Raw genomic sequence first — 13,923 nt, 5'->3', positions numbered from 1 at the left:
TAGGTAAACAAATCTACACGCTAATTACCGTTAATCGGCATTGTACGTTGCAGGCATGAAAGCCTTTTCATAAGATTCTAATACGAACGCCCGGCACTTGTTTGGAAAGAATCTAAACAACAAGTATCTTCGTTTCAGTTTTATAAACAACAGATATGAATCCGTTTTCAGATAGTGAGGTTGATCAGGCTCAGGCTGCGTTCCGTCCGCTTCCTCTCTTCGACAGTACCCTGCGCTCGGCGCCCGACTGCCTGCTGAAAAGTTGCTGCAAAAAATACAAGAAGGGCAAACGCTGCAAAAGCTGCCCGAAAAAGTGAGATTAGCCCCGTCTCTTATAAATAACCGGCGGCTGATCTGTTGGCAAACAACAGCACTTACTGACCGGTACATGCACCTATAGGTGAATAGTGACGCTGACTGCGTAAGATGTATCTCCGGGGCTAATGTGCAACGCATGCTGATTCGGGTATAACGTACCCAGCCGTCTGCGCACGTTCTGAAGTCCCACCCCACCCGATTTTTTGATCAGATTAGCCGGAAGCTGCCGTTGAGGCGCTACGCTGTTTTCAACGGTAAACAGTAGCGTTTGCGCCACGACTTCGGCTTTAATGCGGACGAAGGCACTTTTGCGCCCACCCTTTACGCCATGCTTGAAAGCATTTTCAACGAACGCCATCAGTAGCAGCGGAGCAATTTGGTGGGTTGCCACTTCGCCCACCTGTTCATAGTCGATAACTACCTCTTTCCCTTCCAGTCTGTTCCGTTCCAGGTCAAGGTAGCTCTGAATAGAGCCCAGTTCTTTAGCAAGATCCACACGGGGCTGATTGGTTTCATACAAATTATACCGCATCAATTCCGACAGTTGCAGGATCAGCTCCCCCGCCTGCTCATCGATAGCGAATACCCGGGCATAGACACTGTTGAGCGTGTTGAAGAGGAAATGGGGGTTTACCTGCGATTTCAGGTAATCCAGCTCCAGAACAAGCTTATCTTTTTCGAGCTGGATGGTGCGGATACGCAGACTGATCACATCCTGTACCACCCGCCAGGTGAGCGGAAACACCACAAACGGGAAGCTCCAGAAAACGGTCCAGAAAAATGCGGCTCCATTGGTCATGAACCCCCAGATGCCCCAATCTGCCAATAGCTTCGATTCACGGTCTACGCGCCCTGTTTCGCCAATGGCATGCAACCAGTAAAAAATCCAGTAGTTGGTCTGGTAAACAATAAGATACACGACGAAGAGCCACAGGAGGAACAGCCCGATCTTACGCTTGTAGATTGTGCGCGGAAAAACCGTATAGGCAAACACATAATACAGGACAATGGTCTGCACAAAGAGCAATAGGGCTGTTGCCGACTGAGCAAAAGGGCTGGCCTTATAAAAGGTGCCGAAATAAACGTATCGGATCGCACACCCGATGATACCCCATAGCCAGACCCGCCGTATCCAGCCACGGGTCGATGGCGTGTTTAGTCTGGTGAAGGCCGATCGGAGGCGGAGCAAAACCTGTGAATAGGGCATGGTTACCTCAGATCATGTTTTTCTTTAACTCATTCATTACAGCCTCACGGTACGTAACACCAATAGGAATTTTACCCCCACCGATGGTTGTGATCTGATTGCCATCGATTTCGTCAATAGCCTGCCGCCGAACGATATACGACCGATTTACACGCAGAAACTGCGACGCAGGCAGCCTACTTTCCAGCTTGTTCATGGTCATGTGGGCAATCAATGTCCGGCTTCTGAGGTGCAGTTTTAAATAGTCTTTCATTCCCTCCACGAAAACGATATCCTCGGGCGTCACCCGGATCAGTCTTTTGTCTTCTTTGACCAGAAAATAAGGCTTTTCTTCTCGCGGGGCCACAGCGGTTGACTTGCTTCCGTCGGGCATATACCCAAGTCGTTTTGTCACGCGGCTGATCGCCTCCAGGAATTTGTCATACCCCACCGGCTTCAGCAAGTAATGCGCTACGGACTCAAAATTGTACGTTTCAGCCGCATACTGCGGCAACGCTGTTACCATGACTACAACCGGATGGGGCTGTGGTAATGATTTCAAAAAGGCTATACCGCCCAGATCGGGCATATCCACATCCAGGAACAAAACATCGGGTGCAAGAGTCTGCACCTCTTCGAGCCCCTCGAAAGGGTCTACATTTTGGCCGATCAGTTGCAGATAGGGAAGGCGACTGATGAATTTCGACAAAACGACATGGGCAGGTTGGTCGTCGTCCAGCAAATAACAGCGGATGGGCTCACTCATTGAGTAAACAATTAATGATTGGTCTATAAAGCGCTTTCATTGGTCGGAGGGATGAGCGCGTTGGTCGAAATAAGTTTGCCTTATCCCGATAACAGGCTTGTTTTGGCGTGGTCAACTAGCAAGACAGGGCGGCTAAAACGAGCACGAAAGGCAGTCATTACCTGTGCTTCATTGCACGGATTTGGCAGAACCACACGCGCCGCAACTACCAAGTTTACCACAATTATTTCCAACCCCTGGGCGCAAACGCCCAAATTTCCAGTCAAAACCTCACTTTCCGGCTTCTGTACAACACACCTCACTTACTGATCAGCAGGTAAAGACACCCGTCGTGGTTCTGGCAAACACCGCTGATATGGATTATTCCGCCTTATAGCATCAACTACAGCCTCCTAGTCACTCAAGCTATCCTGGTAGTCACTCATCAGGTTTTATTAGATTCCCGTTGCCAATCTTGGTGACGGGAATTTGCCTTTGTGGCCCGGGCAACGGAATATGGCCGGGTTGCCAGGTCAGGAACTTCATCCACGGAACATGCGTCATTCAGGTAGTATGCATCTCTACCTCCACGTTCCCTTCTGCAAACAGGCCTGCCACTACTGCGATTTTCATTTCAGTACGAACCTGCGTGGCAAACGGCAGCTGGTTGAGGCGATGGCGCATGAGGTTCACCTGCGGCATACGTACCTGCCCGCTGCTCCGCTGGAAACAATCTATTTTGGTGGCGGAACGCCTTCGCTGTTGACAGAAGCCGAACTAGACTACCTGTTCGACGCCATTCATCGGCATTTTACGGTACTGCCTGCTGCCGAGATCACGCTCGAAGCCAACCCCGACGATCTGACCGATCCGGCCCGGTTGGCCATGTTTCGCAGGTATGTTAACCGATTGAGTATTGGTATTCAGACGTTCGACGAAGAAACGCTTCGCTGGATGAATCGCGCCCATACAGCTACTGAAGCCGAAAACTGCGTCCATCGCGCTCGAGAAGCCGGTTTCGACAACCTCAGTATCGACCTGATCTACGGCATCTCGGAACGTACCTGGGCCACCGACCTGGGCAAAGCCATTGCCCTTGATGTACCTCATCTGTCGGCCTATAGCCTAACGATTGAACCCAATACGCCCTTTGGCCGGTGGGCGGCTAAAGGGCAGTTAACGCCCGTTGACGAAACCTTATCAGCTCATCAGTTCACCGAGTTAGACGCTGCCCTTAACACGGCCGGGTACGTTCATTACGAGATTTCAAATTTTGCCAAACCGGGGCACCTCGCCCGCCATAACACAGCCTACTGGCAACGAAAACCGTATCTGGGCATTGGCCCTTCGGCTCATTCATACAACGGGCCTAGTCGCCAGCATAACGTACCCAACAACGCACGCTACGTTAAAGCGATCACCGACGGACAGATTCCGGCCGAACGGGAGGAGTTGACCAGGGCCGATCAGGTCAATGAATATCTGCTAACGGGCCTGCGAACGATCTGGGGGTGCCAGATTAGTGAGTTAGACGCACTACTGGGCCGATCATTCCTGGTTGAACAGGCAATTGAGTTGGCAAAGCTGGTAAAAAAGGGCTGGCTTCAGACAGGCGACACTAGGCTGACACTCACCGAATCGGGCAAACTCTTCGCCGATCGCGTGGCGAGCGATTTGTTTGTAGAGTAATTTGCAACACTATGCAGCCCGAAAAGCGCGTTAATCGCCTACGAACGCCAACTATTCCGCCGGACAACCGGCAACCTCCGCCGATGCCTCCACCAAACCGGCCAACGTCGAACCGGCCTGCATCCGGGCCGCCCCGCCCTGTTCAAAAAAAGCAGACGTCGCGGGAGGGTGCTGGCTATGCCCTTCGGAAAGGCTTTCGGCAGGCGCGTGGCTACATACGGCAGCACCCCTGGCTGAGTGTAGCGTACACATTGATCTCCAGAGGGATAGTAATCCTTTTTCTGCTTTCCGTTGCCTGGGTTGTTATGCTGAAATACGTACCGGTCTGGTTCACGCCGCTGACGATCAGCCGGAAGCTAGACACCATTGGCACCAACAAATCAAGTAAGATTTTTAAGACCTGGCGACCCTACGAAGAAATCAACCGCGAGGCAGCGCTGGCGGTGATCGCCTCGGAAGATCAGCAGTTTCCCTATCACTGGGGCTTCGATTTTGATGAAATTCAGGATGCCATCAAAGAAAACCAGTACCGCAAACGGGCGCGTGGTGCCAGCACGATTTCGCAGCAGGTGGCCAAAAATGTATTTCTATGGAACGGCCGCAGCTACATCCGTAAGGGGCTGGAAGTGTATTTCACCGTTATGATCGAATTGATCTGGGGCAAGAAGCGCATCCTGGAAGTGTACCTGAACGTGGCCGAAACCGGACCCATGACCTTTGGGGTAGAAGCCGCCGCCGAACGCTTCTATGGCCACTCGGCCAATAGCCTCAGCCGCGATGAATCGGCCCGGATTGCCGCCGTGTTGCCCAATCCGAACCAGTTTTCAATCAGAAAACCATCGAGCTACATTCAGCGCCGTACCCGCCAGATTGCCCGCCAGATGCGCGCCCTGGGCGGCCAGAAGTATATCCGAAATTTATAAAACAGGGTTGGCAACTGAGCCTTTGGCTTAGCTTACTCCACTTTTTTCGGCTGTACCCAGTCAGTAGACGTAATCTGGTTCAAGTATTTTACACAGCCAAAAGGATACTTTCTTGCCGACCACCAGCCCTGCGTTTGTGCACGATGAAAAAAGTCTTTACGCTCTTCCTCTTGCTCGGCCTGGCAGCCTGCCAGCAACAACAGCCCGAGCCCGAACCAGTGCTGGAGCCAGCTACACGCGTGGCCTTACGCTGGGGTCAAATGACGCTGACCGTCATGAAGCAGTTGCCCCTGAATACGCCCACCTACGGGTCGCGGTCACTGGGCTATGCTGGATTGACCATGTATGAATGTGTGGTGAACAGCCGGAACACACACCGGTCACTGGCAGGGCAGTTGAGCGGACTCGCCACCTTACCAACACCCGAACCGGGACAAGTCTATAATTATGCGCTGGTGCTGAACGCAGGGCAAGCTACCATGCTGAAAAGCCTGTTTGCTTTTGCTGCCAGCGATCGCCTGCGCCGGGTCGACTCGCTCGAAGCGGCAGTGAACGACGAGCTCATGGCCGGCACCCAGCCCGATGTGGCCAATCGATCGGTCGCTTATGGAAAAGCCGTAGCTACCGCCATTTTTGCGTGGTCGAAACTAGATGGGGGGTTCGAAGGATATAAACGAAATTTCGACCCTGCCTACATCTTTCCCAAAGGGGCGGGGTATTGGATCGCGCCGGTAAATGGGCAGATCGTTTCACTATTTCCGCTGCATCCGGGATGGGGCAGTAATCGCACCTTCGCGCCCGTCAACAGCACCCTACCAGTGCCAGACATGACGCCTTATTCAACAAACCCGAAGAGCGCCTATTATCAACAATATGCCGCAGTCTACCAAAAGAATAAGTCGCTGACAGCCGAAGAAAAAGCGATTGCGGCCTGGTGGGGCGACGACCCCTCCGAAACGTTTTCGCCGCCGGGCCACTCCTACAACCTGGCCAATATTGTCATCAAAACGGCTGCTCCCGATCTGGTTAAAGCAGCGGAAACCTACGCACGGGTGGGCATGGCCGTAGCCGACGGCTTTGTTAACTGCTGGAAAGCGAAATACACCTACCACTGCGAACGCCCGTCTACCTACGTTCGCGCTAACATCGACCCCAACTGGACACAGTTCTGGCCCGAACCGCCTTTCCCCGCTTTTTATTCCGGTCATTCTGTTCAGTCGGCAGCTACAGCTACGGTGTTGACTGAGTTGTATGGTACCCGATTCCGGTTTATCGACAACACCCACGAAGGCCGCGCGCGTGATCAGTTACGAAAAATCGATTATGTTCCCCGTTCATTCAGTTCCTTTTGGGCAACAGCTGAAGAAGCTGCTCTCTCTCGTTTTTATGGCGGCATTCATACAAAACAAGACAATGAGACCGGACTGGCTGAAGGCAAAAAGATTGGGCAAAACATCAACGCGCTCAGTTGGCGGCGGTAAACACTCGTTGGCTGACCCTGCCGTTGCGGGGGTTCTTTGTACCTTTGTCGAATGAAAGTACACCGCGCTGGCGATGCCAATTATGTAAAGCCAAAGAAACACCTCGGCCAGCATTTCCTGACTGACATGAGCGTATCCATGCGGATCGCCGAACTACTCAGTGGCCACGCCGGTCTGGATGGGGTACCGTACAGGAAAGTAATGGAAATTGGCCCCGGAACCGGCGTGCTGACGCAGTTTCTGCTAAAAGACAGCCGATTCGAGCTCGACGTGGTGGAGATTGATACCGAGTCGGTAACGTACCTGAAGCGGAACGTACCTGAACTGAAAGGGCATATCATCGAGGGCGATTTCTTACAGATGAAGCCCACTGATTTTTATGGGACTACCCTGGAGCCCTTCGCCGTTATCGGCAATTTTCCGTATAACATCTCCAGTCAGATTTTTTTCAAAGTGCTCGAAATGCGCGATCGGGTGCCCGAAATAGTTGGAATGCTTCAGCACGAGGTAGCCATGCGGCTGGCTTCTGGTCCCGGCAATAAAGACTACGGCATCCTGAGCGTTTTTCTACAGGCCTGGTACGATGTCACCTACGAATTCAAGGTTGGCCCGGAAGTGTTTAACCCGCCACCGAAAGTGCATTCAGGAGTGATCCGCTGCCGTCGAAACGGGAAAAGTGATCTGGGTTGCGACGAACGTAAATTCACGCAGGTAGTAAAACACGGCTTCAACCAACGCCGTAAAACGCTGCGAAACGCCTTAAAACCGTTGGGCATTACCGAAGCTGCCGCTGCCAGCCCCTTCATGGACAAACGCGCCGAACAGCTCAGCGTCGCCGAATTTGTGGAATTAACGTTGTTGATGATGGCATAAAACAGTTTTCTGTCTTCTGTTGCTTCGCAGATTAGCAGCGCAACAGAAGACAGTAAACGGTAAACAGTAAACTGTTTTTAAGAAACCGTTCCTCCATTCCAGACGGCCTTATGGGGCGGCAACATGGCCAGGGCCCCGTCGGCGTCTTCGGCCATCAGGATCATTCCCTGCGACACGTGCCCCATCATCTTGCGCGGGGCCAGATTGGCCAGGAATGTCACCTGTTTGCCGATCAGCTCTTCGGGCGTGAAGTGCTTGGCAATGCCGCTCAGAATCTGCCGACCGCCCATGCCATCTTCCACCTGAAGTTTCAGCAGCTTATCACTTTTGGGAACGCGTTCCGCTTCGGTAATTGTCCCGATACGAATATCCAGTTTGGCAAAATCATCGTAGGTGATTTCGGCTTTCAGCTCAGGTACGTTCTTCAGCGCGGCCTCTTCAATCGCTTCTGGTGTGCCGTCGGTAGGTACGTTACCGGTTACCGGGGCACCTGCTGTTTCTGCTGCGTTCATTTCTTTTGTCTTGTTCAGTTTGTCGATCTGTACTTGAATAAAATCGTCTTCCAGCTTGGCGAACAGTAACTCAGCCGGAGCCAGTTGTGCCCCTTCAACCAGCAGGTCAACACGGCCGGCATTGGTCCAATCGAGCTTTTCGGCCAGCCCAAGTTGCGCATGTAATTTTTCAGCGGTGAAAGGCAGGAATGGCTCGCACAGAATAGCCAGATTAGCCGCCACTTGAAGCGCCAGATTCAGAATAGTATTCGCGCGTTGCGGATCGGTCTTGACAACTTTCCAGGGCTCGGTTTCGGCAAAATATTTATTGCCGAGGCGGGCTACATCCATTAGTAAGCCCAGTGCCTCGCGGAACCGATACTGCTCAATCGCCTGACTGATCCGGTCGGGATACTGCGCCAGTTCGTCCATCAGTGCCTGATCGATAGCCAGCTGGCTTTCATCGGCCGGTACCGAAAAGGCAGGTACGTGCCCTTCGTTGAACTTATGCGTCAGCACTACGGCCCGGTTGACGAAGTTCCCGAAAATGCCTACCAGTTCGGAGTTGTTCCGGGTCTGGAAATCTTTCCAGGTGAACTCCGAATCTTTGGTTTCGGGTGCGTTGGCGGCTAATACGTACCTGAGCACATCCTGTTTGCCGGGCAGTTCGTCGAGGTATTCGTGCAGCCACACCGCCCAGTTGCGCGACGTACTGATCTTGTCGCCTTCCAGGTTCATAAACTCGTTGGCCGGTACGTTGTCGGCCAGAATCAGACTCCCTTCGGCCATCAGCATGGCGGGGAAAATGATGCAATGGAACACGATATTGTCCTTCCCGATGAAATGCACCAGTTTGGTCTTGTCGTCTTTCCAGTACAATTTCCAGTCACGTCCCTGCTGCTCGGCCCATTCTTTGGTCATCGAGATATAACCGATCGGGGCATCGAACCAAACGTACAGCACCTTGCCCTCCGCATCGGCCAGCGGCACTTTGATACCCCATTCCAGGTCGCGGGTCATGGCCCGTGGACGCAGCCCTTCTTTCAGCCATGACTGGCATTGGCCAAACACGTTGGTTTTCCACTCGGTATGGCTGTTTACGTACTGCTCAATTTCGGGTTGCATCCGGTCGAGCGGCAGGTTCCAGTTCTTTGTCTGGCGTTTCACTGGCTTTGATCCCGACAGCGTCGAATGCGGCTCGATCAACTCGTTGGGGCTAAGGGCCGTACCGCACCGTTCGCACTGATCGCCGTAGGCGTTCGGGTTGCCGCAAACCGGGCACGTACCCACAATGTAGCGATCGGCCAGAAACTGATTGGCCACCTCGTCGAAGTATTGCTCAGTCACTTCTTCATCGAAATACCCTTTGTCGTAGAGCGTCGTAAAAAACTGTTGCGACGTTTCGTGATGCACCTGATTAGAGGTACGCGAATAAATATCGAATGAGATACCGAACTGCTCAAACGAATCTTTGATCTGGGTGTAATACTTATCAACGACTTGTTGCGGCGTGATCCCTTCTTTCTTTGCTTTAATGGTAATGGGTACACCGTGCTCGTCGGTACCGGAAATAAAGGCTACATCGCGGCCTGTGGCACGCAGGAGACGTACATAAATATCAGCGGGCAGGTAGCAACCGGCCAGGTGACCAATATGAATAGGACCGTTGGCATAGATAAGCGCCGCCGTAACCGTATAGCGTTGTGGATTTTCGAGCATTTGAAGGAAGTGTCAAGTTTCAGGTGTCAGGTGTCAAGTGCTCCGCTTGGCCACCTTATGGTTGATAAGCGGAGCACTTGACACCTGAAACCTGAAACTTGACACACTGTGTTCTCCTGCAAAATTAGCCATTCAAGAGCAAGAGTTGTTATGTTTACGCAATTACCAGCCGTAGCAACGTACCTGTAGCTACTCCCCGACCGTCATGGAAGACAATGCCGCTCCCGATACCAGCAATTTCCTGGACTGGGTTGAGATCAAAAATTTTAAATCCATCAAAGACCTCCGCCTCGACTGCAAGCGGGTCAACATTTTCATCGGTAAACCCAACGTCGGCAAATCGAATATTCTGGAAGCGTTGGGTTTAGCTGGAGAGGACTTATTTGAAGGTAGGTTTATGAACGGTGCCATACGCTATAGGAATATCAGAAATCTTTTTTATCAAAACCTCCCTGATAGCTGGCTATCTTTAACCACTAATAAATTTCTAGTTGTAATAAGCATAGAGGCAGATTCGGGAGAAGAATACTCATATTCTTTAGATAGGATTATAAAAGGCAATAATTTTGAAATTAATTATAAAGAGGAAGATCTTACAACTAAAACTAAAGAGCATCACTACTGTATACTATCTAACAATGGAGACATTTCACGGAAAAGTTTGGAGCTAAACCAAGTAGAATACCAAGGGCCAATACCTGTTATAAAATACGATTTCTCAAATATCACAACTTTCTCTTACTCAAATAAAACATTTCTTCTTCCAGACGGAAAAAACTTATTTGAAATAATCGATAGAAGTAGTGATTTGAAAAATGAATTTGGCAAACTCTTTTCAGAACAAGGTTTAGATTTTGTTTTAGACAGAGAGACTCAATCATTCAACATTCAAAGGAAAGACGGTTATTATATCTACAAGTATGATTATTACACGATTGCAGATACTTTCCGTCGATTCATGTTTTACATCGCAGCGGTCGAATCAAACAAGAATTCAGTTCTTGTTCTAGAAGAGCCTGAGGTACATTCGTTTCCGCCTTATACGAAGGCACTTGCACACCGGATTGCCTCGCATGATGAGAATCAGTATTTTATCTCCACGCATAGTCCTTATTTGCTGCAAACGCTGATTAGCGAAGTGGACGAGGCCGATTTGGGGGTGTATATCACCTATTACAAGGATTACCAAACCCATGTGCGCTTATTGACCCCGGACGAATTGCAGGAGGCACAGGATTTAAGTATCGACCTCTTTTATAACCTTAGTCGTTACGAGCCCAATGCCTAAGCGCCCTGTTTTATTTTTATCAGAATGTCATGCTGATACGGCCTTAATCCGGCATTTCTTCCCAGACCCGAAATTATCCATTCATGAGACCGGTTGCCCCGAAGTAGCTAAACCTATGTTATCACCCAGGGCTAGCAACTACAAGTTGATTGACATCGTTGATAACGACAAAAAATCACCTATTCACTGCAAAGGCTTTTTTAGCTTTTTCGAGGTAACTCAGGAGAAAGACAAACTCATTCTGAAAAGAAACAAAGCCACTAATCAATCATTATCATCGACAAAGCGATTGAATCGTTTATACTGTGGAATGCCAGTCAAGTTGGTATCGATTTGCTTGAGTATGGATTCGCTACTGATCCGAAAAGGCTGGGCGATCAATTCAAAAGTCCGTCGATCGAAACCGACTCCGATTACCTTCGCCTTCTAGCTGATTTACACGCCCGACAGGCACCGGGTTTTGTGACACTACACCAATTTCTGAATGACCTCATCGTTACCTACTAATACACTCGTTACCGGGGCCACCGGCCTGATTGGCTCACATGTGGTACGCTACTTGCTCTCGCTGGGGCGGCCGGTGTCAGCGTTGTACCGCGCTGGAAATGGGTACGGCTTGTTGACTGACATAGCCGATCAGATCACCTGGCTAGAAGGCGATGTGCTCGATATTCCGTCGCTTGAAGATGCCATCACGCCCGGCTGCGACGTTGTTCATTGTGCGGCCATTGTCTCTTTCATCGCTAAAGACCGCGCCCGGATGGAGCAGGTCAACGTGGAAGGTACGGCCAACATCGTGAACGTATGCCTGCTGGCGGGCGTGCGGAAACTGGCCTACCTGAGTTCTGTAGCAGCTTTAGGGCGCCCTGAACAGAAACGGAACGTACCTGGCGCTTCTCAACAACCTACCGTCATCACCGAAGAGCAGAAGTGGGAAGAATCGCCCCTGAACTCAGCCTACGCCAAAACAAAATACCGCGCCGAACTGGAGGTCTGGCGAGGCAGCGCCGAAGGACTACCGGTGGTGATGGTCAACCCAACCATTGTGCTGGGTGAAGGCGACTGGACCCGTAGCAGCACGAAACTGATCAAGTACGTTTACGAGGAGAATCGCTTTTATACCGATGGTGATATCAATTACGTCGACGTGCTCGATGTGGCCGAAGCTATCGTTAAACTGCTGCATAGCCCCCTTACCGAGCAACGCTTCATCCTCAATGCCGGCGCTATTCCTTACCACGACTTTCTGACCAGACTGGCGCAGGCAATGGGCAAGCGGCCACCCAGTATACGGGTTCCGCCGGGGCTGTCCCAAATCCTGGCGTCGATCGAAGCCGTTCGTTCCATGCTTACAGGTAGGTCACCCCTGATCACCCGCGAGACAGCTACGGGTGCTAGTCATAAATACTACTATCCGGGCAGTCCAGTCACCCACTCAATTGATTTCCAGTACCGGCCGCTAGACGTGACCTTGCATCGAATTGCCAGTCAAGTAAAGCGTAGGGAAAGTATTTGAACCGGGCTATTGAAGTTTGTGTTTTTCTCTATATATTTCATAACAACATCGGATAAATCGCACCCGTGGTGCGTCCCCTATCCCGTGCGGTACGACTTTCGGCTTACGCATTCCGCTTTTCGGCAAATCGTAGGTGGTGGTTCGTGAATCGACACAGCTACATGGAGCAAGAGTTTGACGAACGGGCTGGCGACATCAAAGAGAGCATTCAGCGCTTTGAGCAGATGCTCGCCAGCGAAGAAAATTTTTATTTCGATCTCGACGTCTATGAGCGTCTGGTTGAACATTACCTCAACGAGGCCGATCTTGAACGGGCTTTTAAAGCCGCCGAAGCCGGACTCGATAATTTTCCATATGCCCTGGAATTAATGCTCGACCGGGCTCAGATCCTGGCTAATTTTCAACGTTTTGACGAAAGCATTGACCAGCTCGATCGGGCTGGTTTGTTTAACCCCGGCGACCTCGACGTGCAGTATATGCGCGGCACCGTGCTGAACATGGCCGGTCGGTTCGAAGAATCGATCGAAGTGCTGACCGATATGCTCGACCGTACCGACGATCAGGATGACGTGTTCTTCCAGATGGCCCAGAGCTATCAGAACTGGGGGAAATTCGAGGAGGCTGTGGCGCATTATAAGAAGGCGATCGACCTGAATCCGAACAATGAGAGCGCCCTGTACGAGCTCTCTTTTTGCCTCGATATCAATGGTGAGCTGGAAGCCAATTTGCCGTATTACGAAGGGTTGATCGACAAAGACCCTTATTCGTATAATGCGTGGTATAATCTGGGCATCGCCTACAGCAAACTAAGCCGATTTGCCGAAGCAGCCGAAGCTTACGATTACGCGATCGTTATCAAGGAAGATTTTGCCTCGGCGCATTTCAACCTGGGCAATACGTACATGAACCTGGGGCAGTTCGACCGGGCGGAAGCCGCTTACCGGCTAACGCTCAAATACGAAGAACCAACCGCCGATACGTATACGCATCTGGGAGCCAGCCTTGAACGTCAGGACCGGTTGCCCGAAGCCATTAAGGAGTATCGCGAAGCCACCAAGTTAGATGCCCTCTGGGACGAAGCCTGGTATGGCATTGGTGTATGCCTGAGCGAACTCGGTAAATGGTACGAAGCCATTCCATTTTTGCAGAAAGCGATCAAACTGAACGATAACAACGCCGATTATTATGTTATTCTGGCTGAAACCGAGTACAAGATTGGTAATGTTGTGTCCAGCATCGAAGCGTTCGAGAAGGCATCAGAAGTAGACCCGGCCAATGCCGATGTGTACCTGATGTGGTCACTGATTCCGTTTGACCAGGGCGACTACGACAAAGCGTTTGGCATCATCCAGATCGGCTTATCAGAACTACCGCAGGAAGCTGATCTGTATTACCGGGCGGTGGTATACCAGATTTATGCCGGCAACTACCGCGAGGCCTTATTAAGCCTGGAAACGGCCCTTACGCTCGACTACGACACGCACGTGCAACTCTTTGAATTCTTCCCTGAGCTGGAAAAGCAGAAGGCCTTGTATAAGATCATTCAGCAATACCACGAAAAATAAGGGAGAAAAAGGAGGAACGGAGGAAGGGGAGAACGGAGGAAAGGGATTGCTGACGCCAGTGTATTTTGCTTTTGCGTCAGCAATCCCTTTCCTCCGTTCTCCCCTTCCTCCGTTCCTCCTTTTCTCCCG

The 13,923-nt window shown here is 51.1% G+C and carries 11 protein-coding genes; 8 read left to right on the top strand and 3 right to left on the bottom strand.

Going from position 1 to position 13,923, the window contains the following annotated elements:
* Positions 1 to 155: 155 nt before the first annotated feature.
* Entirely contained in the window at positions 156 to 317 is a 162-nt protein-coding gene (locus ACAW75_RS17640) for a hypothetical protein (protein WP_370730068.1), read from the top strand.
* 77 nt (positions 318 to 394) lie between these two features.
* On the opposite strand, the gene ACAW75_RS17635 is transcribed toward ACAW75_RS17640, so the two are convergent.
* Positions 395 to 1,525, bottom strand: coding sequence for a sensor histidine kinase (locus tag ACAW75_RS17635; RefSeq protein WP_370730067.1), 1,131 nt, complete (start codon positions 1,523 to 1,525; stop codon positions 395 to 397).
* A 7-nt stretch (positions 1,526 to 1,532) separates the two neighbouring features.
* The gene (locus ACAW75_RS17630) at positions 1,533 to 2,270 is read right to left on the bottom strand and encodes a LytR/AlgR family response regulator transcription factor (protein WP_370730066.1); all 738 of its coding nucleotides are present in this window, start codon (positions 2,268 to 2,270) and stop codon (positions 1,533 to 1,535) included.
* 552 nt (positions 2,271 to 2,822) lie between these two features.
* On the opposite strand from ACAW75_RS17630, the gene hemW reads away from it, so the two are divergent.
* The 4 genes from hemW to rsmA all read left to right on the top strand — a co-directional run bounded on the left by hemW (position 2,823) and on the right by rsmA (position 7,215).
* On the top strand, positions 2,823 to 3,938 hold the full coding sequence (hemW, locus tag ACAW75_RS17625) for a radical SAM family heme chaperone HemW (protein ID WP_370730065.1): 1,116 nt from the start codon (positions 2,823 to 2,825) through the stop codon (positions 3,936 to 3,938).
* 11 nt (positions 3,939 to 3,949) lie between these two features.
* A complete protein-coding gene (mtgA, locus tag ACAW75_RS17620; protein WP_370730064.1) occupies positions 3,950 to 4,861 on the top strand; it encodes a monofunctional biosynthetic peptidoglycan transglycosylase in 912 nt (303 codons plus the stop codon).
* Positions 4,862 to 5,004: 143 nt separating this feature from the next.
* Positions 5,005 to 6,342, top strand: coding sequence for a vanadium-dependent haloperoxidase (locus tag ACAW75_RS17615; RefSeq protein ID WP_370730063.1), 1,338 nt, complete (start codon positions 5,005 to 5,007; stop codon positions 6,340 to 6,342).
* A gap of 51 nt (positions 6,343 to 6,393) precedes the next feature.
* Positions 6,394 to 7,215 carry a 16S rRNA (adenine(1518)-N(6)/adenine(1519)-N(6))-dimethyltransferase RsmA gene (rsmA, locus tag ACAW75_RS17610; protein ID WP_370730062.1) on the top strand — a complete coding sequence of 274 codons (822 nt, stop codon included), beginning with the start codon at positions 6,394 to 6,396 and terminating at the stop codon, positions 7,213 to 7,215.
* Between the two features lie 77 nt (positions 7,216 to 7,292).
* Here the strand turns inward: rsmA and metG are convergent, their stop codons facing one another.
* Positions 7,293 to 9,425 (bottom strand): methionine--tRNA ligase, encoded by a 2,133-nt coding sequence (metG, locus tag ACAW75_RS17605; RefSeq protein WP_370730061.1) that lies wholly within the window; start codon positions 9,423 to 9,425, stop codon positions 7,293 to 7,295.
* Between the two features lie 205 nt (positions 9,426 to 9,630).
* Here metG and ACAW75_RS17600 point away from each other — a divergent pair, with 205 nt between their 5' ends.
* From ACAW75_RS17600 to ACAW75_RS17590, 3 genes are all read left to right on the top strand, one after another.
* The gene (locus ACAW75_RS17600; RefSeq protein WP_370730060.1) at positions 9,631 to 10,713 is read left to right on the top strand and encodes an AAA family ATPase; all 1,083 of its coding nucleotides are present in this window, start codon (positions 9,631 to 9,633) and stop codon (positions 10,711 to 10,713) included.
* 484 nt (positions 10,714 to 11,197) lie between these two features.
* Positions 11,198 to 12,229: an NAD-dependent epimerase/dehydratase family protein gene (locus tag ACAW75_RS17595; RefSeq protein ID WP_370730059.1), complete on the top strand. Its 1,032-nt coding sequence runs from the start codon at positions 11,198 to 11,200 to the stop codon at positions 12,227 to 12,229.
* A 161-nt stretch (positions 12,230 to 12,390) separates the two neighbouring features.
* Positions 12,391 to 13,794, top strand: a complete 1,404-nt coding sequence (locus ACAW75_RS17590; protein WP_370730058.1) for a tetratricopeptide repeat protein — start codon at positions 12,391 to 12,393, stop codon at positions 13,792 to 13,794.
* The last annotated feature ends 129 nt before the right edge of the window (positions 13,795 to 13,923 follow it).

It is taken from the genome of Fibrella arboris (genome assembly GCF_041321095.1).
Lineage (GTDB): Bacteria > Bacteroidota > Bacteroidia > Cytophagales > Spirosomataceae > Fibrella > Fibrella arboris.
This window is presented reverse-complemented; position numbering and strand designations above follow the sequence as displayed.

Excerpts from the sequence above, each read along its gene's own strand:
- ACAW75_RS17640 (WP_370730068.1), top strand. The coding sequence starts at position 156 with ATGAATCCGTTTTCAGATAGTGAGGTTGATCAGGCTCAGGCTGCGTTC.
- ACAW75_RS17635 (WP_370730067.1), bottom strand. The coding sequence starts at position 1,525 with ATGCCCTATTCACAGGTTTTGCTCCGCCTCCGATCGGCCTTCACCAGA.
- ACAW75_RS17630 (WP_370730066.1), bottom strand. The coding sequence starts at position 2,270 with ATGAGTGAGCCCATCCGCTGTTATTTGCTGGACGACGACCAACCTGCC.
- hemW (WP_370730065.1), top strand. The coding sequence starts at position 2,823 with ATGCATCTCTACCTCCACGTTCCCTTCTGCAAACAGGCCTGCCACTAC.
- mtgA (WP_370730064.1), top strand. The coding sequence starts at position 3,950 with ATGCAGCCCGAAAAGCGCGTTAATCGCCTACGAACGCCAACTATTCCG.
- ACAW75_RS17615 (WP_370730063.1), top strand. The coding sequence starts at position 5,005 with ATGAAAAAAGTCTTTACGCTCTTCCTCTTGCTCGGCCTGGCAGCCTGC.
- rsmA (WP_370730062.1), top strand. The coding sequence starts at position 6,394 with ATGAAAGTACACCGCGCTGGCGATGCCAATTATGTAAAGCCAAAGAAA.
- metG (WP_370730061.1), bottom strand. The coding sequence starts at position 9,425 with ATGCTCGAAAATCCACAACGCTATACGGTTACGGCGGCGCTTATCTAT.
- ACAW75_RS17600 (WP_370730060.1), top strand. The coding sequence starts at position 9,631 with ATGGAAGACAATGCCGCTCCCGATACCAGCAATTTCCTGGACTGGGTT.
- ACAW75_RS17595 (WP_370730059.1), top strand. The coding sequence starts at position 11,198 with ATGACCTCATCGTTACCTACTAATACACTCGTTACCGGGGCCACCGGC.
- ACAW75_RS17590 (WP_370730058.1), top strand. The coding sequence starts at position 12,391 with ATGGAGCAAGAGTTTGACGAACGGGCTGGCGACATCAAAGAGAGCATT.